General features: G+C 46.8%; 16 protein-coding genes and 1 tRNA gene. 3 read left to right on the forward strand and 14 right to left on the reverse strand.

Annotated features, from left to right (window positions below):
- Positions 1–30 precede the first annotated feature (30 nt).
- The 3 genes from M1D71_RS23185 to M1D71_RS23195 form a co-directional block, all read right to left on the reverse strand.
- Positions 31–4044, reverse strand: a complete 4014-nt coding sequence (locus M1D71_RS23185; protein ID WP_458123854.1) for a S8 family serine peptidase — start codon at positions 4042–4044, stop codon at positions 31–33.
- A gap of 380 nt (positions 4045–4424) precedes the next feature.
- Positions 4425–5198, reverse strand: coding sequence for a class I SAM-dependent methyltransferase (locus M1D71_RS23190; protein ID WP_458123855.1), 774 nt, complete (start codon positions 5196–5198; stop codon positions 4425–4427).
- Positions 5199–5355: 157 nt separating this feature from the next.
- Positions 5356–6831 carry a RidA family protein gene (locus M1D71_RS23195; RefSeq protein WP_458123856.1) on the reverse strand — a complete coding sequence of 492 codons (1476 nt, stop codon included), beginning with the start codon at positions 6829–6831 and terminating at the stop codon, positions 5356–5358.
- 340 nt (positions 6832–7171) lie between these two features.
- Here M1D71_RS23195 and M1D71_RS23200 point away from each other — a divergent pair, with 340 nt between their 5' ends.
- Entirely contained in the window at positions 7172–9190 is a 2019-nt protein-coding gene (locus M1D71_RS23200) for a methyl-accepting chemotaxis protein (RefSeq protein ID WP_458123857.1), read from the forward strand.
- 194 nt (positions 9191–9384) lie between these two features.
- On the opposite strand, the gene M1D71_RS23205 is transcribed toward M1D71_RS23200, so the two are convergent.
- Positions 9385–9458: transfer RNA gene (locus M1D71_RS23205), tRNA-Arg, on the reverse strand.
- A 280-nt stretch (positions 9459–9738) separates the two neighbouring features.
- On the opposite strand from M1D71_RS23205, the gene M1D71_RS23210 reads away from it, so the two are divergent.
- Positions 9739–10032, forward strand: a complete 294-nt coding sequence (locus tag M1D71_RS23210) for a DUF4870 domain-containing protein (RefSeq protein WP_458123858.1) — start codon at positions 9739–9741, stop codon at positions 10030–10032.
- 161 nt (positions 10033–10193) lie between these two features.
- Here the strand turns inward: M1D71_RS23210 and M1D71_RS23215 are convergent, their stop codons facing one another.
- Both M1D71_RS23215 and M1D71_RS23220 read right to left on the reverse strand, forming a co-directional pair.
- Complete coding sequence (locus M1D71_RS23215) at positions 10194–10550, reverse strand: hypothetical protein (protein ID WP_145325244.1); 357 nt, start codon at positions 10548–10550, stop codon at positions 10194–10196.
- Positions 10551–10580: 30 nt separating this feature from the next.
- On the reverse strand, positions 10581–10880 hold the full coding sequence (locus M1D71_RS23220) for a hypothetical protein (protein ID WP_458123859.1): 300 nt from the start codon (positions 10878–10880) through the stop codon (positions 10581–10583).
- A gap of 193 nt (positions 10881–11073) precedes the next feature.
- On the opposite strand from M1D71_RS23220, the gene asnB reads away from it, so the two are divergent.
- A complete protein-coding gene (gene asnB, locus M1D71_RS23225; protein ID WP_458123860.1) occupies positions 11074–12918 on the forward strand; it encodes an asparagine synthase (glutamine-hydrolyzing) in 1845 nt (614 codons plus the stop codon).
- Positions 12919–13011: 93 nt separating this feature from the next.
- On the opposite strand, the gene M1D71_RS23230 is transcribed toward asnB, so the two are convergent.
- From M1D71_RS23230 to M1D71_RS23265, 8 genes are all read right to left on the reverse strand, one after another.
- Positions 13012–13908 carry an STM4011 family radical SAM protein gene (locus tag M1D71_RS23230; protein ID WP_458123861.1) on the reverse strand — a complete coding sequence of 299 codons (897 nt, stop codon included), beginning with the start codon at positions 13906–13908 and terminating at the stop codon, positions 13012–13014.
- Complete coding sequence (locus tag M1D71_RS23235) at positions 13905–15293, reverse strand: STM4012 family radical SAM protein (protein WP_458123862.1); 1389 nt, start codon at positions 15291–15293, stop codon at positions 13905–13907. The genes M1D71_RS23230 and M1D71_RS23235 overlap by 4 nt, the downstream gene beginning before the upstream one ends.
- 16 nt (positions 15294–15309) lie before the next feature.
- The gene (locus M1D71_RS23240; RefSeq protein ID WP_458123863.1) at positions 15310–16095 is read right to left on the reverse strand and encodes an STM4013/SEN3800 family hydrolase; all 786 of its coding nucleotides are present in this window, start codon (positions 16093–16095) and stop codon (positions 15310–15312) included.
- A complete protein-coding gene (locus M1D71_RS23245) occupies positions 16088–17335 on the reverse strand; it encodes an STM4014 family protein (protein ID WP_458123864.1) in 1248 nt (415 codons plus the stop codon). The genes M1D71_RS23240 and M1D71_RS23245 overlap by 8 nt, the downstream gene beginning before the upstream one ends.
- Before the next feature lie 21 nt (positions 17336–17356).
- A complete protein-coding gene (locus M1D71_RS23250; RefSeq protein WP_458123865.1) occupies positions 17357–18199 on the reverse strand; it encodes an STM4015 family protein in 843 nt (280 codons plus the stop codon).
- Positions 18200–18547: 348 nt separating this feature from the next.
- Positions 18548–19171, reverse strand: coding sequence for an XTP/dITP diphosphatase (locus tag M1D71_RS23255; RefSeq protein ID WP_458123866.1), 624 nt, complete (start codon positions 19169–19171; stop codon positions 18548–18550).
- 1 nt (position 19172) lies between these two features.
- Positions 19173–19928 carry a ribonuclease PH gene (rph, locus tag M1D71_RS23260; protein WP_017692572.1) on the reverse strand — a complete coding sequence of 252 codons (756 nt, stop codon included), beginning with the start codon at positions 19926–19928 and terminating at the stop codon, positions 19173–19175.
- A 118-nt stretch (positions 19929–20046) separates the two neighbouring features.
- Positions 20047–21102, reverse strand: a complete 1056-nt coding sequence (locus M1D71_RS23265; RefSeq protein ID WP_458123867.1) for a GerMN domain-containing protein — start codon at positions 21100–21102, stop codon at positions 20047–20049.
- Positions 21103–21248 lie beyond the last annotated feature (146 nt).

The following is a 21248-nucleotide window of genomic DNA, read 5'->3' on the forward strand; positions in this document are numbered from 1 at the left end:
ATCAACGATCAGCTTATTGTGTGGACAAGCTTATTTCACTTTTACCGTAATCGTGTCTGTGCTGGTAACCCCGGCTGCGTTAATTAACTCAGCTCGATACGTATACGTGCCCGAAGCCTTCCCGGACAGTGTCGTCACTGCATTTTGCGCAAGAGGTGTAACCGCACGGAGTTCTTGCGTGTCGATCAACTTATCATTTTCATAGAGACGATACTCAGAAGCATTCGTCCCCCACCACAGGTTCATGGTCACCTTATAATTGCCGTCGCCATCCCAATTATCCTGAGAGAGAACCCCTTTGCCTGGCGTTGCGTTGGTAACCCTAACAGTCAACGTCTGACTCCGCGTTGTTCCCTTGTCGTTAGTTAGCTCCGCTACGTACGTATACGTACCGTTAGTTTTGCCCGTGATTTTCGTCTGAGCAGACTGCGCCGAAGGCGCGTTATAAGTCAACTTCTGCGTATCAACCAAAACCCCGTCTTCATATAATTTGTAGCTGGTTGCGTTCTCGCCCCACCACAGGTTCATGGTAACGATATACGAGCCTTCGGGTAGGCCGTTGCCCACCCAGTTATTGTGAGAAAGTACAGGCGTGCCTGGGGCCTTGGTAGCCGGAGTTTCAGGTTCGGTCTCCACGGCTTCCAATTTCAGTACCGTATTAGCTGTACCCGAAAGTCCCTGTTGGTCTTTCACCGTAAGTTCAACGGTATACTCACCCGCTTCGATCCCTACCAATGGAAGGCTAAAGCTGCCATCCGCTTGTACTTCAAAAGCACCCTCGTTTTGAACCGAACCATCCTCGTTTTTCACAACATACGTTGCTTCCAGAGAAGCTGCAGGATCAAACGTTATGTCCCATCCGCTGGCAAGCGCAGGAGCAACTCGGAAATACAAATCTTCCACGCTACCATTAATGATAGCAGATTGATCGGCTTTAAATTCCAACACTTCTGGTGCAGTTACAGCCGGAGCTGTCTTTTTCACCAAAAATGGAGAAGTATCTTCCTTATAGGTTTTGCCGTCCGTACCAATGGTAGTGATGTCAACTGTGTATAAACCATCCGGAATCTCAGTCACTTCATCGGTCGTGTAATCTGCATATGTGCCGTCCCAAGCAAGGTTATATCTTGCATTTGCGTTGAAGTTAAAATAGTTACCATAAATGGAGCCAATGTATCCATCCTGATAGTATCCACCTTCAGGGTTAAGACCATCATAAATCTCAATCAGGGCGAAAGTCATCGGATTATAGAATTCCATCGCAACATTCAGCGTATCCAATGTACCATCAGCCTTCAATGGATAGTGGAATGGATTTTTTTCAGTACCTTTTACCGTCTCAATATATTTAACTCCAGTCAACGTAACGTTGAAATGAGCAACATATGGCACCGTAAAGGTATTGGTTCCGTTCGACAACTCAATGTATCCTTGGGCTTCTGTAGCGGCAGTAACCCCACGTGGAACGGTGATTGTCACTGCAAGTTCTTCCTCACCATTCAGTGTGAACGAACTCTTGTCTACGGCAACGGAAACGCCAGCGACATTACGAGTCGGATTCACATTTACAGTGTAGTCCCCACCACTAGCATTCAGCGCTTCAACTTTGATCGTTTTGGTAATCGTCTTTTCATCTGTGCTCAGGAAATTACCGTAGTTGATGCTTCCAGTGATATTTTCCTTTTCAACAACTGCGCCACTCTCCGTGTATTGAGTAACATCAAGCACTTTGACAAAAGCAGCAGGATCGATGGTGTTCACAGCCTGAATACGGCCTGCACCTTGATCAAATACATCAAACTTCGTCGTATCCAGCACTTTACTATTGTTCATGAGCGCAACTTTGATATCAAATGGCGTCCAGTCCGGATGCTTTTCAATCAACAGCGCAATCAAACCTGCTACATGAGGTGTAGCCATACTTGTACCTGTTTTGCGATCATATGCTTGTGCGTAATCTGCATCTGGCTCATCCTTGCCGTAGGCAGGAATCGTAGACAAAATGCTCGTACCTGGGGCTACAATATCCGGTTTGATATCCAACGTTACCTTTGCAGGTCCACGTGAACTGGATGAATTCATTTCATCGCCCGGAGTTTGAGCACGTTCAAAATCACTAAAGCTCACTTCAACGGCTTGTCCTGCGTCCAGCTCGGCCTTGATCACATCTCCATCTTCCTTGGACATGCTCAGGGTCGGAATGAGTTCAAAGTTATCGCCCAGACTTACACTGATCGGACCCGGAATGTTGTTATATACAATAACAGCCACGGCTCCAGCCGCTTTGGCATTGGCGATTTTCTCTACAAATGCGAGTTCACCACGCTGTACGAATGCGACTTTACCCGTAAAATCCTTGCCTTCAAAATCAGTTGGCTTACCCAGTGCTGCATATTCAAGCTCATATTTCTCTGTCAAAACAGTTTCAGGGTCTGCCGACAGGCTCCAGCCCATCAGATCCAGGCGGTAAACCGACTCTGTAATAGCCAGCGGAGCTTCAGTCGGAGCAATTACAGACTCTTCTTCCACAGGGGCAGCTTCAGGAGAATCTTCAACAGGTGCAGAAGGTGATGCAGATGGCGTATTTTCTTCCGCTGTAGCTTCTTCTACATTCGGAACTTCAGCGTCGACAGGCGTTTCAGCTGTAATTCCATCTTGTTCTGATCCAGCAACTGAAGTTTCATCAGAAACTGCGTCTTCCACAGCTACTGCACTTTCCTCATCAGCAGTTGCGGGTACACCTTGCTCTGAAACTTCTGGTGCTTCCGTTCCAGGTACTGTCCCCAGTTCAGGAGATTGTTCAACCTCTGGGACCGGTTGTTGTTCAGGCAACGTCTCCTCGCCTTCTTCACCAATCCAGAAGTGAGTATCCGCTGTAATAAGCTGGCTAGGACCTGTGGAGTTACCTACCGTAATGGCCATTGCAGACGCACCCGGAGAACCGAGTGTATAACGGTTAGGTCCACTGTTACCACTTGCTACAACCGCTGTCACACCAGACAACATCGCATTGTTAAGAGCAACGGAAGTAACATAACTCGGATCGTTAGCGGCGTTACCCAACGAGAGATTGATTATATCCATGCCATCTTCAACCGAACGATCGATTCCGCCGAGTACCCATGACGTTTGACCACTACCATACGGCCCAAGTACACGGTAAGCATAGATATCTGCTTCAGGAGCAACGCCAACAATGCCGTAGTCCCCCGCTTCGCGAGCAGCAATGGTACCTGCTACGTGTGTACCGTGGGATGTGTAATAGGCGCTTCCATTAGCGTTAAACTCAGGTTCCCCTGAACTTTTCCATTCTTGATATGTTGCTTCATACGGATCACTGTCGTTTCCAACAAAGTCCCATCCGCCTTTGTAGGCTTCTAACAAATTAGGATGTTCGTAGTCAATCCCTGTATCAATAACACCTACTTTGATGCCATTTCCTTTGTAACCCAGATCCCATACTTCAGGTGCACCAATAAAAGGTGCTGTGTCTTTCATGTATGGGTTCACTTCATCTGTCTCGGGAGCTATAGTAACTTCAAGGTCAGGATATACGCTGACAACGCCTGGTATCTGTAGCAATTGTCCCACTTGGTTTCCTTTAAGCTCAATCGCTACACCGTTCAGGGCATATGCATACTCTTCCAATACTTCATGTTTGATTTTCTTCTGAGTGAGGCTATGTACAAATGACTGTTGTTGTTGCTCAACTTGAGTCACAGCCTTTGTTTCCATAGAGGAGGTAAAGGATTTTCCTGAGAGGGTTGATTCGCCTTGCGCTACTGCAACAGGTTTATTGGAAAGTTCAACGATAACTCGGGTGTTTTCTCCACCCAGGCCTTCCAAGCTTTTATCCAAAAATGGATCTGCGGCAAGTTTTGCTTCTCGCCCTGCAAGAATCTCTCTCCATTGTTTCGCTTCGGCTGTACTTGGTATGTTCTCAAGCTGAATAGCTGAATCTGCGGGAGCGGCTCCAGCCGCTGGGAGGATAATAGAAAAGACCATCAAAACACTTAATAACGTGGATATCAATCGTTTACTCAAGGCTATGCCCCTCCTTTTTGAATGTGAGTACCTCACCAAATGATGGGTTCCTGCTGTTCGCAAGTACTGCAATACTTACTCCAATTCCACCGCCTATCTGCAAGAGGATTGACCCTTGGTAAATTATTCTATCAAAATACCACATTTCCCTTCTAAATAATTACAAATATGATATAGAAATTACTTATATGGGTCTTGAGTATGATAAAAATATCCATTTGTAATTATTTGTCGTTTGAATATTCCATTTTTATAATAATGTATTAAAAAAGACCAAGATTCTCTTTATTAGCAAGAGATCCCTGGACTTAATTTGAAGGATAGATATTGTACAAAGGATCAATATAATTCTTTTAACAGAGATTGAATAATATCAAATTTTAATTTTCTGGCTTAACAGCTTCAATACGCAAACGTTTGTAATCAGCATATACCGCATCATCTTTCCAGAGGTGAGGCATCACAATCTGACTGGTTTCCTGACACAATTGTTGTATCTCATCAGAACTGAAACCTGCAAAATAGTCGCCTCCAAAATGAGCCAACCAGCCTACTATACCTTGCTCACCATCTTCCAGTCTGGTAGGACGGTCGTAGTGATAGGCCTGTCGCACCAAAAATCCATTTTGTTCCAAGATATTGCTGTACTCTCCGATCGAAGGAAAATACCACGGATTGCGTTCTGATGCACGAATCCCCGTGTTGCGTTCCAATACCTCCTCTATAGCATTCACAATGATCTGCACGTTCCCTTTACCGCCGAATTCTGCGACAAAACGCCCTCCGGGCTTCAAAGATTTCCATATGCTATCCACTACTAGTCGTGGACTTCGCATCCAGTGCAGAGCTGCATTGGAGAAGACGGCATCATACGGTCTATTCATCTCAAACTGATGACCGTCTCCTTCCACGAACTCAATATCAGGGAATTTCTCTCTCGCACGGCGAATCATATCCGGCGATGCATCCATGCCACTAACCTCAGCTTCGGCCAGAGAAATTTCATACGTCAAATCCCCCGTCCCGCAACCCAGATCAAGGATGTATTCCCCTTTTTGGGGTTGAAGCCAAGAGATCAGATTTTTGCCGTATCCGGACACAAAAGCCAGTTTGTTATCATATTCTTCTGCCTGCCACTGATTTAATGATTTCAAGGAACCACCGTCGCTTTCGTTATTGGTATCCTCATTGTGGCACAAAACAACTTATTGTTTAAATATATAAATTCTATTTATTCGATAGGTTATACCTATATTAAATCCAGCTAGAATAGGGCCCACGTTATGCAGGCCCCTTCTGGTTTATCTTCATTTATTGTTCAGGTGCGTAGAATGTACCTTCGACTTCGACAATATCATCCTGATTCAGACGATCCACTTCAATAATCGTGCGGGGTGGATAAGGTCCTGAACCCCAAAGTTCTTTTTGGATTTGGTTAACTATGGGACGATAACGATACATATCTGTAACATATACGATGATTCGTGTCGCATCCCGCAGTTTGGCTCCTTCAGATTCAGCAATTAACTTCATGTTCTGAAAAGCCTGGCGAATTCGACCCTCTTCATCAGCAACAAGTTTATTAGTGCTTGGATCAATCCCGCGCATACCCGCCACATATATGTTGTCTCCTGCACGAGTCCCCAGATTCCAAGTCCCTGTGGACTGGATAGCCCCTTTAGGTAAAAGTGTTTTTACTCCATTTGGGGATACGGTGATGCTGGTTGACGGTTTGGTATTCGAAGTTACAACGTTTGCCGCGTTACCACTACTGTTGGAGTTCCCCTTGGAATTCCCCGAATTCATTGTTGCTTGCGGTGCGTAGAACGTACCTTCTACCTCTACGATGTCATCCTGGTTCAGACGATCCACTTCTACAATTGTACGTGGCGGATATGGTCCTGCCCCCCACAGTTCTTCCTGAATTTGATTGACGATGGGGCGATAACGGTACATGTCCGTCACATATACAATGAGACGTGTCGCATCCTGAAGCGTAGCCCCTTCGGATTCAGCAATCAGCTTCATGTTGAGGAATGCCTGACGAATTCGATCCTCTTCATCGCTCACAAGTTTGTTGGTGCTTGGATCGATACCACGCATGCCTGCAACAAAAATGGTATCTCCAGCTCTAGAACCCAGGTTCCATGTTCCAGTAGACTGGATAGCCCCTTTAGGGGAAAGCGTTTTTACTCCATTTGGCGATACATTGGTGTTTATTGTCGTTTTCCCATTACTGACGGAGTTACCTTGAGAAATCCCCGATTTAGATGCTACTTTCGGTGCATAGAACGTACCTTCCACCTCTACAATATCGTCTTGGTTCAGACGATCCACTTCTATGATCGTACGTGGTGGGTAAGGACCTCCCCCCCATAGTTCTTCCTGAATTTGATTGACGATAGGACGGTACCGATACATGTCTGTTACATAAACGACAAGACGCGTCGCATCTTGAAGCGAAGCCCCTTCGGATTCAGCGATCAGTTTCATATTGAGAAACGCCTGACGAATCCGTCCTTCTTCATCGTCCACTAGCTTGTTCGTGCTGGGATCAATCCCACGCATACCTGCCACATAAATATAATCTCCTGCACGAGTTCCTACATCCCAGGTGCCTGTCGACTGGATGGCACCTTTGGGGGATAAGGTCTCTACGCCATGGGGCGAAACCACGGTAACTTTAGAAGCGAATGCGGGAGCGCTGATTGCGGCAAAACTCAACTGCAACGCAAGCACGCCAGCCGTCAATCGCCGTATCGTTTTTCCTGTCTGTTTACTTGTCATCTCCAACAACCTTTCCTATGTATGCATATTAAAATATTCTCGCTAACTATATCACAAGTACACATTCTGTCAATTTTCAAATAGGCACTAAAGACTAATTTTCTGGATTATATGCACAAATAAACACGTCTTTAAGACTATAAAATATTATAATTTATTAAAAAATACTTAAATTATGTGAAATAGTTCTATTTTATTCGTCGAATCTTAACGCTTTCATAAATTTTATGACTAAATACCTAAACTTTTCAAGTTTTCATACCGACATAAAGAACTGTCCCATTTCATATGCGGAACGATTATATGTTTAAATACGATTGCAAAAGAAAGGATATGAGAAATGAAGAAGCCAACAGCATCATCCTCCAACAACCGTTTTCAACTAGACAAGCTTAAATTGGGCAAAAATATAACGATCAGAACACGTCTGAGTATCGCTTTTCTAGTTATACTTGTCCTACCAACTGCAGGTCTGGGATGGTTATCCTACCTCACAGCCAAAGATGATATTACCGAACAATTTATGAAAAATACCCGTCAGTCTGTAGAAAGCGTGAATACTCAGATTGACACGTTAATCAATACCAGCTTAGAGGATCTGGATTATTTGTCTCAAACGGTTAACAATGGAATGATCGCAGGTGATGAAAGCCCTGAACTAAGACAAATTCTCGATCCCATTAAAGCAGTTAAATCAGAATATGATCATGTTCAATTTGCCACAACAGAAGGTAAGCTTTTGAATTCACCACAGCAAACATTTGCCGAAGACTTCGATCCACGAGAACGGGCATGGTACTCCATGGCGATGGATAAGAAAGGTCAGGCACTTGTAAATAGCCCAATCATTAGCCAAGATGGCAAAGTCATCGTAGTTCCTTCCATGGCAACTGCTGATGGTTCTGGTGTCGTAAGTATCGTTCTGAGTCTTACTAATTTTGCTGAACAGGTAAACAAGATCAAGGTTGGCGAGACAGGAACTGTCTCCATTTTGGATAAAGATTATAAATACATAACTCATCCAACCATGGAAATTGGTACGGAAGACACGGAGACTTATACTGAACAAATGAATGTTCAGCCTTCCGGCGATGTAGAATTCGAATCCGATGGAAACGATAAGATCGCTGTATATCAAACGAATGAGCTTACAGGATGGAAAATTGTTGGCATCATTGATGTAGAAGAAATTTCAGCTGCAAGCCGTGGAATTTTGATTACAACGTTGATTATTATTGGCATTTCTATTGTTGGTGGCACCCTACTTGCATTCTGGGTCATCCGCTCCATCGACATACCGTTGAAAAGATTGATGGTCGCTACCAATAATATTGCAGCAGGTGATTTGACAAACGAAGTCAAGATTACCTCAAAAGATGAACTGGGTGAACTATCCGCAGCGGTGAATCAGATGTCCGGTAATCTAAGACAATTAGTTTCACAGGTTGGATTTAATTCAGAACAGGTCGCTGCCACATCAGAGGAATTATCAGCCAGCGCTGAACAAACCCGGACAACGGCCGACTTTATCTCAGAGGCTGTGCAGCATATTGCTGACGGCTCCGAAAAGCTTGTAAACAATTCAACTGCCTTTACACAGTCCACTGAGGAAATATCCAAAGGTATGAATCAGGCTGCAACATCAATTCAGCATGTCACTCAATTAACAACCAGCGCCAACGAGAAAGCAAAAGAGGGTGCAGAAGTCGTCAATCATGCGGTAACGCAAATGAATGTTATTTCCGCAAAAGTTAACCATACCTCAAACGTCGTTCATGCATTGGGACAGAAAACGGACGAGATTGGAAATATTATCGGCTTGATTACCGAAATTTCAAGTCAGACGAATCTGCTTGCGCTGAACGCTGCAATTGAGGCAGCTCGTGCCGGAGAACATGGTCGCGGATTCGCTGTAGTCGCTGATGAAGTGAGAAAATTGGCTGAACAATCAACGGTATCCGCCGAGAAAATTCGCAAATTGGTGTATGAAGTCCGTGAAGAAACCGCTAATGCGGTAACGTCCATGAATGAAGGAACAGCTGTAGTACAGGAAGGAATATCTCTGGTTTCTTTAACTGGGGAGGCTTTCAATGATATTGTGCAGTCCATTGATCGTGTCGCTTCTGAATCCATCGATGTGTCTTCCATCGTGGAACAGGTACACGCCAGTGCGCAAAATATGGTCAATATGGCTGAAAGTGTTGCAGTCATTGCAGAACAATCCGCAGGTAATACGCAAAACGTTGCGGCATCGACAGAACAACAAAGTGCATCCATGGTAGAGGTATCTGCATCCGCAGACAATCTGAGCCAAATGGCTCAACAGCTTCAGGAAGTCATTGGTAAATTCAAGGTATAATGTCTAAGTTAAACTTTTTTGAAATAACGAAAGCTCCTCTTGAGTTCTTGAGGAGCTTTTTACGTTTTGGAAGACATTATAAATCTACAGTCGAGACTGCGAAGTAATGCTAACGAAGCGAATGCTCCGACGAACCGTTGGGGTTCTCTTCCCCTGAACGCAAAAAAACTTCCCAGAAGGAAGTTTTCTTTTTACGTCCCAGGAGGGATTCGAACCCCCGACCGACGCCTTAGAAGGGCGTTGCTCTATCCAGCTGAGCTACTGAGACAAATATGTATAATAAATTTTCGGCGCGGTTCTTATTATACTCTGTTTTCTATATTTTTCAATAGTTTTATAAAAAAATTAATAATCACACTTATAAATGTACTTTTCTGTGTTATTTTTCATACTCCAGTACCATTCGGAATATGATAGCTTGAACCGGGCTATATTGAGGAGATGGGTACTACTTGAGCAGGATTAACATAAGCATTTTCAATGTCAGGATTGCTGGGTAATCTTTTGCATACATACATTTCAATGTTCCATTGGAGGAGAGAATCGTCATGAGACAACTTTTATCAGCCCTATCCTATTTCAGCATTTTCTTTGCCCCGTTCCTGTTTCCGATCATTATATGGATTGTTGCCAAGGATGCTTACATTGAGGGACATGCCAAACGCGCCTTATTCTCACATCTATTCCCGTTTCTCGCGGCCATTCCGCTATTTTATTTCTTCGTGACTGCGCATAGCCTGGGTTCTGCCATCGGGTTTGTCATTCTATTCTTTGTGATCTACGGATTAAGCTTTGTATACAACGTGGTCAAAGGGATTCAAGTGCTTCGTGAGTATGCTTGATTACCTCTCCACCTGGATCTGACCTCGCATAACAAACCCCGCCGTTCAACAACGGCGGGGTTTTCTAGTTATAGATGCATTAGAAGGTCAATGTGTACGCTGAACAGTTCAACGTCCATTCCTATCCGCAATCGCTACATGTGTTGCCGGAGTCTTCCCTGTTAAGCCTGCCCGATTAGATAACGCTGAAGTGTTGGACCAAGCAAACCAAAGGCAAACAGTTCACTTTGAAAACGAGCTTTATCTTCTTCGGCAGTAATGCCTTCGCTGTTCTCAAAGGCGGTTTCCGTCGCCTCTTCAAATGCGGTATGCATATTATTGTTATACCAGTCGATCGCCGAATCGGAGTGATTACGTACAATTCGAACAACTTCCAGCGAATTTCCCGGCTGAGTGGAGGCCACGTATACAAGTAATGATGGGTCTCCGGCATTTCCAGGCTGCACTTCCACCTCTGCACAGGACAATCCATCTACCTCGGTTAATCTGCGTATTTTGGCATCTTGAATGGCATACATTCGTATCGCGCTCCTTTTCCTTTGTGCTTGTCATGTCCTTTGTTCAATCTGGTATCGCGTCTCTGGTGTGCCCAATCGATAAATCTCCCGATACACCTGTTGTAATACCGTTTCATACGCCCGGTTTACGGACTCCTCCGGTGTATCCGGCCATGGGAATACCATGCCAGGAAAGGCCTCTTCCTCCTTTTCCTGCATGAGATTGAGCAGGCCCAGTAATTGCTCCGCTTCCTGTGGTGTTGCCTGAATGATCCATTCATACGATGTTACAGACGGATCCGGAATAACGGAGCGGCCCATGACAGACACATAATACTTCATACTGTCCATTGCATGTTCTCTCCTTCACAGGCATGTTGAGGCCGTTGTCCCTAGAACTAGTTTCCGAAGAGGACAGACATTTTATGCCTGCTTTCGGCATATATTTGTTACGACTTCTGACGAAAAAGACAACATTTGCTGGCTGTCATTGCCTCAAGCAGCCATACGGATGAATGACTCGACCAAGAAAGGATGAACAACCATGTGCGGTATTACCGGCTTCATACAGTGGAATCGGGATTTGACCCAGGAATCAGAGCTGCTGGTCCGGATGACGGACAGCTTGTCGAACCGGGGGCCCGACGCTTCAGGTACATGGATCTCCAATCCTTGTGCCTTTGGACATCGGCGTCTTAGTGTAATGGACCCCGAGAACGGGGCACAGCCCATGCATGCGTTACAAGGAGATACCTCCTATACCGTCGTGTATAACGGAGAACTATACAATGCACCCGAGTTGAAAAAGGAATTGCTCCAGCGGGGGCATCAGTTCCGTACGCAATGTGATACGGAAGTGTTGCTCGCCTCTTATATCGAGTGGGGACCGGCATGCGTTGACCGGTTTAACGGTATTTTCGCTTTTGCCATATGGGATGGTGGACGTGAACAGGTTTTTATCGCACGGGATCGCCTTGGCGTGAAACCTCTGTTCTACAGTAATGCAAAAGACACCCTCGTATTCGGCTCGGAGCCCAAAGCACTGCTCATTCACCCGGATGTGGAAGCTGCTGTTGGCCCGGAAGGATTAGCCGAAGTCTTCATTGTAGGGCCCGCACGGACACCTGGACACGGTGTGTATTCTTCACTGAGCGAACTCAAGCCTGCGCATGCGCTAATCTACAACCGAAACGGAATTCGTACCTATGCCTACTGGAAACTGGAAAGCCACAATCACGAACATAACCTGGAAGAGACGGCCGCCGAAGTGCGAACCCTCTTGCAAGATACACTGGAGCGCCAGTTGGCATCAGACGTCCCTGTCTGCTCGCTTTTATCAGGAGGACTGGACTCCAGTGCCTTGTCTGCATTAGCCGTGGATTATTACAACCGGACGGGGCAAGGCCAAGTCCGTACGTATTCTGTCGATTATGTGGATAACGCCAAGCATTTCCAGGCCCATTCCTTCCAGCCGGGAGCAGATGGACCGTGGATTAAGCGAATGGTAGATGAACTCAAGACCGATCATCATTGGATTGAGATCGAGAACGGAGAACTGGTTCATGCACTGACACAGGCTATGCTTGTGCGGGATCTGCCCGGCATGGCGGATGTGGACTCCTCGCTCTATCTGTTCTGTAAGGAAATCAAAAAAGGAGCCACGGTTGCCATTTCAGGCGAAGCGGCGGACGAAGTGTTTGGCGGCTACCCTTGGTTCCATCGGGAAGATATGCTGAACTCCGGTACGTTTCCGTGGTCTGTAGCGCCTGATATGAGAGCAGCCTTATTATCCCCGGACATTCGGGAATGGATTCGGCCACTTGACTATCTGGCAGACCGCTATTCTGATGCCGTGGCTGAAGTACCTCTTTTGGATGGGGAAACGGGTAAAGCTGCACAAATGCGGGTGATGTCTTACCTGAATATCACACGTTTCATGCCTACTCTTCTGGATCGCAAAGACCGGATGAGTATGGGGGCAGGATTGGAAGTACGTGTACCTTACTGTGACCATCGTCTGATCCAATACGTGTTTAACATCCCATGGGAAATGAAAATAACGGGTGGAAGGGAAAAAGGCATTCTGCGTAAAGCACTCGAAGGTGTCCTGCCTGACGATGTGTTATACCGCAAAAAGAGTCCATACCCGAAAACACATAATCCGCAATACCTGGCCGCAGTCAAACAACAGGTACTTGATATCCTGGATGATCCCACATCCCCTATTTTGCCTTTGATCGACAAAGCTCAGATCCGTAATCTTGCGTCCTCACCCGATGCAGCTTCCAATCTGCCCTGGTTCGGACAGTTAATGTCAGGTCCACAGTTATTTGCATATCTGACTCAGATCAATACCTGGTTGAGAACGTATAAAGTCGCTATTCGATAGAATTGCCTTCTGATTTCCATTCACAAAAAAAAGACGTCCGGTGAACAGCATAACTGTTGCTCACCGGACGGACATCTTATTGTTATACACAAATCAATTCATATGTGCTGAAATGGACATTGAAACCCGTTGCTTAATGAATACCGGATTTCGTTCAAGCAGCCCACTGCCAAACGTATCCCTGAACGGAGAATCCTCCATATGGATATAACCAATGTAACAGCCACACTTTTTCATGCGACATGGCCGATCCGCGGACAAAGCCTGCAAACCATCACGATACAGATGCCCAATGATCCGGCGATCCTTGTAACACCTCTTCACATGCCCTGACCCTTGTACATAAAACACTTCCGAACCGGCAGCACATCGTTTGCCCAAGCTCTCATAGTCCTGCAGATTGCCTTCAAAAAGCGGATCAAGTCCACGTAAAAACTGAATCTCTTCCGGCGTATAATACTTTGGACGATCTTTAAATGCATTAACCCACATGTACACATCATCCGGTAAAGCCCGTCTCATGGATTCGATGGCGGGGAATGCACTGCGGATTCCCACTGTACCAAAACTAAAAGCAAGCCCCATCTGACGCAAGGTCAGACATTGTTTTACAAAAGAAACTTCTTTTGTCTCACGAGGATGATACGTCGCCCAAAAGGCTGCTTTATTCACATCTAACTCCCTCGCCCAATCCAGCTTGACGGACAGGTTGGTTTGGATCGCAACTTTATCCACATGTGGCATATGTGACAGCTCAACCAAGGCTTCACGATACCAGCGCCGTACCAAAGCTTCACCATAGGGATTGAAGAAAATGGAAAATTGATGCCCCTCAACTTCCTGCTCCCTCACCCAATTCACAAATTGACGCAATTGTTGTTCATCCACTTCCAACGTCTCATTGGAATCCACCGTTTTGCTAAAAGGGCAGTATGGACAGTCGTAATTACAGGAAGACAACTTCCCCCGATAATACAAAGTCGCTCTCATGAGAAAACAAACCCTTCCATCTGTTCACGAATTTCGGCAGATATAAGCCAATCTCCAATCGCATCGGAGTAACCCAGTCCCTCTTCAGTCAGACGCAGTACCTGCTTGCCCTCATCATTCTCCAGCTCGGCCATACCCTCTGTCAACAGTTCAGCCAACCAGACATAGTCGGACATCACAGCGTTACCGAAGCGCTCATGGTAGTCAGACAACGTCAATCCCTCCCGATGCAGCAAGGCTTTCAGAATGAAGCGCCGTCTCTGTTCCTCACGGCTTAACACGATACCATAGTCCGCCACATCGTAGCGCTCAGTAGCCACATAATCGGCAATGATGCTTTGCGTGGCCTTGTAACTCACGCCATACTTGGAAGCATAGTGTACTTCACTGGTATAGGAACGTGCCCCGCATCCCAGACCAACCATGCCTTCCTCCTGACAGCTGTATGGCAGAAGTGCTTTGGAGGACGATTGTTCCCTGGCAAATCTGCGCATCGAATATTGCACATAACCTTTGCTTTTTAATGTCTCACGCGCAGCTTTGTATAGCTCCATCCGAATATCAGGTCCCTGACGGCGAATATCATCAGGCTTCACGATCGTATTTTCCCGTGTATACAAGGGATAGATGAAGATTTCACCCGGCTCGTAGGCTAACACTCTCTCCAGTGAATAGATCCATGATTCAACCGTTTGCCCTGGCAGACCATAGATCAGATCCAGATTCAACAATGGGAAATCATAACGCGTAAGCTTCTCAAGCGCTCGTTCGACCTCCTGCGGTTTTTGTGGACGATAGATGGCGGATGCTTCAGCTTCAATAAAACTCTGGATACCCATACTGACACGATCCACACTTCGTTCCTTCATAATGGCAAGCTTGGCTTCCGTAACCGTATCCGGCGACGTTTCCACCGAAATCGATGCATGAGCAGGGTCCATTCCCATCACATGTTCGGCAATATCAAACAAACGATTCAACTGAACCTCATTCAATAATGTAGGAGTCCCCCCACCAATCGCGAACCTCGAATACGGTCTGCGAGATGTAATGGGTGCCCACTGCTTCGCTTGACGTTCCAGCGCATCCACATAGCGTTCATGGGTATCATCCCGTCGATCCGGCAGTGTGAACAGATTACAGAAACCGCAACGAGCAGCGCAAAAGGGAATGTGCATATATAAAAAATATGTATCGGTATTCTCTTTTTCCCATAGTGGCCCCAGCGGCAGCGGTGGGTCAAGCTCCCGATATGCGGTCTTGTGCGGGTATGAATATAAGTAAGAACGATACGGGAATGCCAGTACTTCACTGAGACCTGTAGCGACGTTGGATCCAGACGGTGTGGAATGGCCTGTTGTCGTATGATGTGATTGTTTGTCCATTGGTTTCCTCCTGTCTCTATAATAAAAATTCGCGATAAGGTACGGTCCAGACCACATCATGTGCAAGCCGGTGCCCTTGATATCCATCTTCACCGTAAGCCGTACCATGATCGGAAAAAGCGAGGCAAAATGCAGGGCGGTCACGTTTCCTCATCGCCTCGAACAATGGTCCAAGAGCCTCGTCTACATATCGAAGTGCAGCACGCTGAGTCTCCACCGAGTCCTCCTTGGCTCCTTCTACATAATAACGATTGGGGCCATGAATAGCAGACACGTTCAAAAACATAAATACCTTTTCATCCGGCGCGGTCTTTTCAATCAACTTTAATGCATGCTGTACCTGATGCTCTGTCGATTTGGGATTGGTTACCCCAAAGTTCATTCGCCAGTAGCTCTGTTGGAAATAGCCGGGTAATACTTTCGCAAGCGGATTCTTTTTCGTAAAAAAGATGACACCGCCAATACAGATGGTACGGTAACCTTCAGCCGCGAATCCAGATACGATATCCGGTGTATCAAACAGCCAGGTGTGCGGATGTGTCTTGAGTCCGGTATTCCGGGAATGAAACAGCCTTATGTGAGATGCCTTGTCCGTATTGGCAGGAGTGGGCATAAAACCACCAAAAAAAGCATGATGCGCCGCATATGTAAAACTGCCCGGGGTATGACGCTTCTCCCATGGACCCGAACCACACAGATTAGGACAATTCTCCTCTTCAAGCTTGGCTACGTCATATCGCAAAGTATCCAAGGTAATCATTAACAGATCATGGGAGCCCACAATGGTGTTCATATCAGTCATGTTGAATAGGCTCCTTTCGTAAAAGTTCCATTTCCCATTCGTAGGTTCCAAGTCCATGATGTTGGACTCTGTACAGTAAATCTCCGAATGGATTCACATCCAGCACATAAGCAAGCGGGTTCGCGCCACTAGTAAGCAGTACATCAATCCCCGCTGACCACGAGTTGGGAAATGCAGACATGGCTGCTTGCGCTTCCGCCCGAACTAGCGACATCTGCTGTTCATCCAGGCCTGCTTCAGCAGGCAGCATACGCTCATTGCGCAGATGAAGATTGGTAATCGGCGTACGGCTCAGCCGCATAATCGCATGACCTGCCTGTCGGCCTGCAACCAGTTGACGAATATCATAGGCGCGTTGATCAAGTGTGGCCTTGGGCATCCACCGTTCAACCTGTGCACCTTCTGCACATAGCCAGTTCATCAACGTAGCAATCTCTTCACTGCGGGTATACTTGCGTAAACGTCCCTCATTGAAGAAAATCGTCTTGCCTTGTGCCTGTTCCATTCCCATCGTCGTTACAGCGATTTCGTCACCCGTACGCGGGTTAACTTGATACGCCACAACGCCTGAAGCTCCGGAGCCACATGCGAGCTTTACAAATACACGGTTCATACCGGCATATTGCATAGCTGTACGCAAGTCGGTGTAACTTCGGATCGGCTGTGAAGACTGGAGCGTAGGCGGTACCTGAACCCCATGAGAAGATAGATGCTGCTGACATGCTCTCTTGTCAAACATCAGTTGGATGTCACCAGGATCATTCATGAATCGGACTTCAGGCCATATTTCACGAGCCTCACGGCCCATTCGATCCAGACATGCTTTCCAGCCACGGAACCACTGGGCAGGAGCGTAGATTCTTCCCCACTCCTGTTCCAGTCCAAGTACCTGTTCTGCGGAGAATGCCTCTGCACCCATTCCATCCAATAAGAGTGGCGTATTGTTCATAGCGCCAAGGAATAGCAATTCACGCTCTACTTCCCAATCCTCACCAGGAGCATCAATCCGAATCAGGGGTACAGGTAGATTGGAATGCACTGTATCAGCGATCGTTCCGCCGTGTCTCCAGTTCTGAAGCAATTGAGCATATGGCAGTACAACCGCAGGTTTCAAACCCAATCTATTTCGGGCCTCTTGCAACCCTTGGGTTCGGCGATTATTTGGGTTTCCAATCAACAATAAGAGCTGATCTTCCGTTGAATCGCGCACATCTATGGGTTGATGCAGGCTTTCCTTCATTTCCGTTACGCCTGACATCAACTATTCCGTTAACGACGGGTAGCGCCAGTCATCCTCATCGCTCTGTTGCTGGTCACTAACATCTACGGATATGCCAGAGCTGTTCCAGCGACTGATCATTTCATTGGTCATGTAGTGGTAACTTAGATCGAGGTGTTTCAGTTTCTTGATCCTGTCACTGGCAAGCAGGGCCTCAGCCCCTTCATCAGACAATGTGCCCTGTGACAAATCGAGTACTTCAAGTTGATCCAGAATAGGCGCTTCAGCTGCTGCTTTCGCAATCTCATCCTGAATTTCACTGTCTTTCAGCCCCAAGTAAACCAGCTTTGGAAATAATCCTTGTTCCAGAAGGGGAAGCACATCTTCAAGTGAACCATCGAAACCATAATTATCGACGCCCAGATATAATTCCAGTTTACGCAATTGAGGCAACTTGGCATGGGTGATTGAAGATAACACATCTTTCGGCAGACCACCACAAATAATAATCAATTCTTCGAGCTTGGCATGCTGAAGCGGTTCCAGACTAAGGCCGCTACTCCCCATTACAGAGAATGATTTTAATTCTGGAAAAGCACCCAACAGCGGGGTGAGATTCGTCTGAATAATCCACGATACTTCACATTCCTCGAATCCCATATCTCCAATGAACAGTTTTTTCAATGACGGAAAGCTTGGAGCCGACTCGATGAGTGTACCCATGAACTCGTCAGGCGAATTTTCATAAGCCTGTCCCCAATCTCCGATGACCAGACTTTCCAGTGAGCTGGCCTCTGGTTTAGCTGCCAGTTCCTTAATTAATTTCTCCATACGAATGCCGTCCTCATAATCATCGTAGGATACAACCAGCTTCACTTCTTGCATGAGCAAATCCCTCCGTCTAAGGTTCATATATGATTCGTTAATTTAGATGTTAACCCATACCACACAAGGCTTGCAACTTCTTCCAACTCCAGTCCCAAGTAGATTCCCAATCGTGCAATGTAAACCATTTCTCATACAGGTATAGGAACATATGCTCTACTATATAGTCGCAGAAATAGCCATCTTCATTTAGGTATATGGATGGACCTCGCCAAACCCGATCAAATACTTCATTTCATACAAAAAGCGTTAATGGCGGGTGAACCATCCCATCGGAATGTTCTGTCCTTCCATTAACGCTTTGATGTTCACATATCATGAAGTTAAATCAAGGTGTTCCGTTTAGTCTCAACCTTCAAGTCTGGATACGAGCGCTCTCAGCGCATGACCACGGTGGCTAATCGCCTGCTTTTGCTCCAGCGTCAACTCTGCCATTGTCATCTCGTATTCAGGGACATAGAAGAGCGGGTCATATCCAAAACCACCAGCACCTGCAGCTTCAGCTGTGATCCAGCCTTCCGCAGCGCCTTCTGTTTCATACTTATCACCTGTTGTCGGATCGTACAGTACCAGCGCACAGACGAAACGAGCGGGACTCAATAGTGGCTGCTCGGTGTCCTCACCGGATTTCAATGATTCCAGCGTCTCCAGCAACTTCGCATTATTCTGTGCATCCGTTGCTCCTTCGCCTGCATATCTCGCTGAATACACTCCCGGCTCCCCGTCCAACAGATCTACGCAAAGTCCTGAGTCATCTGCCAGAACGGGCAATCCAAGCGCATCACCAACCGCCTTGGCTTTCTTCCAGGCATTCTCCGCAAAAGTTACGCCATCTTCTACTACATCCGGCAGCTCTGGATAGTCAAACATGCTCTTGACCTCTTTGCCCAGTGGTGCGAAAGCATGAGCGAATTCACGGACTTTACCCGCATTGCGGGTTGCGACAATGAGGATTGGGCTGTCCAAGCTCATCTTAGGCTTCCCCTAATCCACGTGCGCCGATCTTGAGCGCAATCGGTCCGAGTACTTCTTTTTGACGCTCGATCATTTCCAGAATTCCCTGCTCGCCCAGTTCCAACATTGCGTTCAGCTCACGGCGATCAAATGGTGCTTCCTCGCCTGTTCCCTGCAACTCGACGTATTTACCGCCACCTGTCATCACCAGGTTCATGTCCACCTTGGCTTTGGAATCTTCATCATAGTTCAGATCCAGTACAGGCTGTTCACCCACAACACCCACGCTTACCGCTGCAATGAAATCCGTAATCGGGAATACTTGCAGTTTGTGCTGTTGGGAAATCTTGTTCACGGCAAGCGCCAGTGCAACAAACGCACCGGTTATGGACGTTGTGCGTGTGCCTCCGTCGGCTTGAATGACATCACAGTCCAAGGTAATGGTACGCTCACCAAGAGCCTGCAGATTCACTACCGAGCGCAGTGCCCGACCAATCAGACGCTGGATTTCCATGGTGCGTCCAGTTAATTTGCCGCGATTGGCTTCACGTTGATTCCGGGTATGTGTTGCACGTGGCAACATGGAATATTCAGCTGTTACCCAGCCTTTACCCTGCCCTTTCATAAAGGGAGGAACACGTTCTTCTACTGTAGCTGTACAGATAACCTTTGTATCTCCAACTTCAATCAGTACAGAGCCCTCGGCGTATTTATTCGTGTTTACTGTTAAATTCAGCGGGCGCAGCTGTTCGCTGGTTCGTCCGTTTGATCTCATTTTTTCTGCCTCCTACGACTTAAGCATCCTGTAATGTTGAGCTTGTTCACACTTTTACTAATCCCTTATATTTTACCAAAGAGTTCGGTTAAAAGCATCCTTAAGCATTCCTTGCTCATTAAATCGGAATTTCGTTGATATATTCAGGCTTGGAAACCGGCGCACTGTAATCCCTGTTGTCGTCACCCATGACCGTTTTTTGGCCGTTCCATTCGATCTGCACTTTGGCATCCTTGCTGGCTGTATTCTCTGCAGTAGTTAATACGACGGACTGTAATAGCTCGCTTGGCACGATATCCCCTTCAGCAAACATATCGTCTTTCAGCGCAACCGTTACCGTGCCATCCTCGCCCGTTTTGACCGATTGCAGCTCTGTTCCACCTGTCATGACCTCTTCCAATTCCCCGCCTTTGTCAGGTCCCTTGATCAGCTCATTTAAAGCCGCCTGTACCCGATCTTCACCAGGGGTAACCAGACGTGTAACCGGAACATAATATTGGATGCCTGCTGGCGAAGCAGCGGAGAAATAGACCGTTACCGGACTGCTATTGGTCACAAACGCATCGCCCAGATCCAAATTGATTCCCACAGCCCGATTCAGCGGTTCAGGCAACGGCGTGCTGTTCACCGGCATTTGCGTTAACTTTTTACCATCCACCCAGATCTGCACATTCTCCACATCAGGTGTTCCCGTTAATGTCCACGTGACAGCTTCTAGCATTTTCCGTTCTTCCTTCGCATCATACTTGGCAAAATTACCCGAGAACTCCACGACCGCCAGCTTGTCATCCGCGTGAATCGTTACATTCTGAACAACCGTTCCCTGTGGGAGAACGCCCTGAAATCCTTCAGGCAACATGCCCGCATAGGCCCCGCCTGTGACAAGTGTATCCAGTGCTGTCTTCGGACTGCTGGCATCGGTTCCGGAAGGAAGTGTCAGGGATACCGGAGCGAGCAGCCCCTGCTGGTCTTGCAGATATACCGTCGTTAATGGGAGCGTTGCGAGTGCACCATTCCCTTCGGCTGCCTGAATCATGGCTGCTTCCTGGATGGGCGGCGGTGGGTCAACAGCTTCGGAAGACTGTGCTCCAAACATGCCGCAGCCTGACAATACCATAGGAATGCTCAGCAGCGCTGCTGCCGATACCGTACGCAAAGAATGGGTCTTTCTCATGATCACGTTCCCCCTCATCATTTTTACAGTTTGTACTACCATGTATACGAGCCTTTGTCCAAAAAATAACTAAAAGATCATAAGAAAAACATCTATCGACGCACTTTCACAGAAGACAGACCGCGTTTAGCTGGAATTTTTCTTGC

This window comes from Paenibacillus sp. Z3-2 (assembly GCF_054161325.1).

Coding starts and splice junctions, on each gene's coding strand:
- M1D71_RS23195 (WP_458123856.1), bottom strand. CDS start 6,831: ATGACAAGTAAACAGACAGGAAAAACGATACGGCGATTGACGGCTGGC.
- M1D71_RS23200 (WP_458123857.1), top strand. CDS start 7,172: ATGAAGAAGCCAACAGCATCATCCTCCAACAACCGTTTTCAACTAGAC.
- M1D71_RS23210 (WP_458123858.1), top strand. CDS start 9,739: ATGAGACAACTTTTATCAGCCCTATCCTATTTCAGCATTTTCTTTGCC.
- M1D71_RS23215 (WP_145325244.1), bottom strand. CDS start 10,550: ATGTATGCCATTCAAGATGCCAAAATACGCAGATTAACCGAGGTAGAT.
- M1D71_RS23220 (WP_458123859.1), bottom strand. CDS start 10,880: ATGGACAGTATGAAGTATTATGTGTCTGTCATGGGCCGCTCCGTTATT.
- asnB (WP_458123860.1), top strand. CDS start 11,074: ATGTGCGGTATTACCGGCTTCATACAGTGGAATCGGGATTTGACCCAG.
- M1D71_RS23230 (WP_458123861.1), bottom strand. CDS start 13,908: ATGAGAGCGACTTTGTATTATCGGGGGAAGTTGTCTTCCTGTAATTAC.
- M1D71_RS23235 (WP_458123862.1), bottom strand. CDS start 15,293: ATGGACAAACAATCACATCATACGACAACAGGCCATTCCACACCGTCT.
- M1D71_RS23240 (WP_458123863.1), bottom strand. CDS start 16,095: ATGACTGATATGAACACCATTGTGGGCTCCCATGATCTGTTAATGATT.
- M1D71_RS23245 (WP_458123864.1), bottom strand. CDS start 17,335: ATGAAGGAAAGCCTGCATCAACCCATAGATGTGCGCGATTCAACGGAA.
- M1D71_RS23250 (WP_458123865.1), bottom strand. CDS start 18,199: ATGCAAGAAGTGAAGCTGGTTGTATCCTACGATGATTATGAGGACGGC.
- M1D71_RS23255 (WP_458123866.1), bottom strand. CDS start 19,171: ATGAGCTTGGACAGCCCAATCCTCATTGTCGCAACCCGCAATGCGGGT.
- rph (WP_017692572.1), bottom strand. CDS start 19,928: ATGAGATCAAACGGACGAACCAGCGAACAGCTGCGCCCGCTGAATTTA.
- M1D71_RS23265 (WP_458123867.1), bottom strand. CDS start 21,102: ATGAGAAAGACCCATTCTTTGCGTACGGTATCGGCAGCAGCGCTGCTG.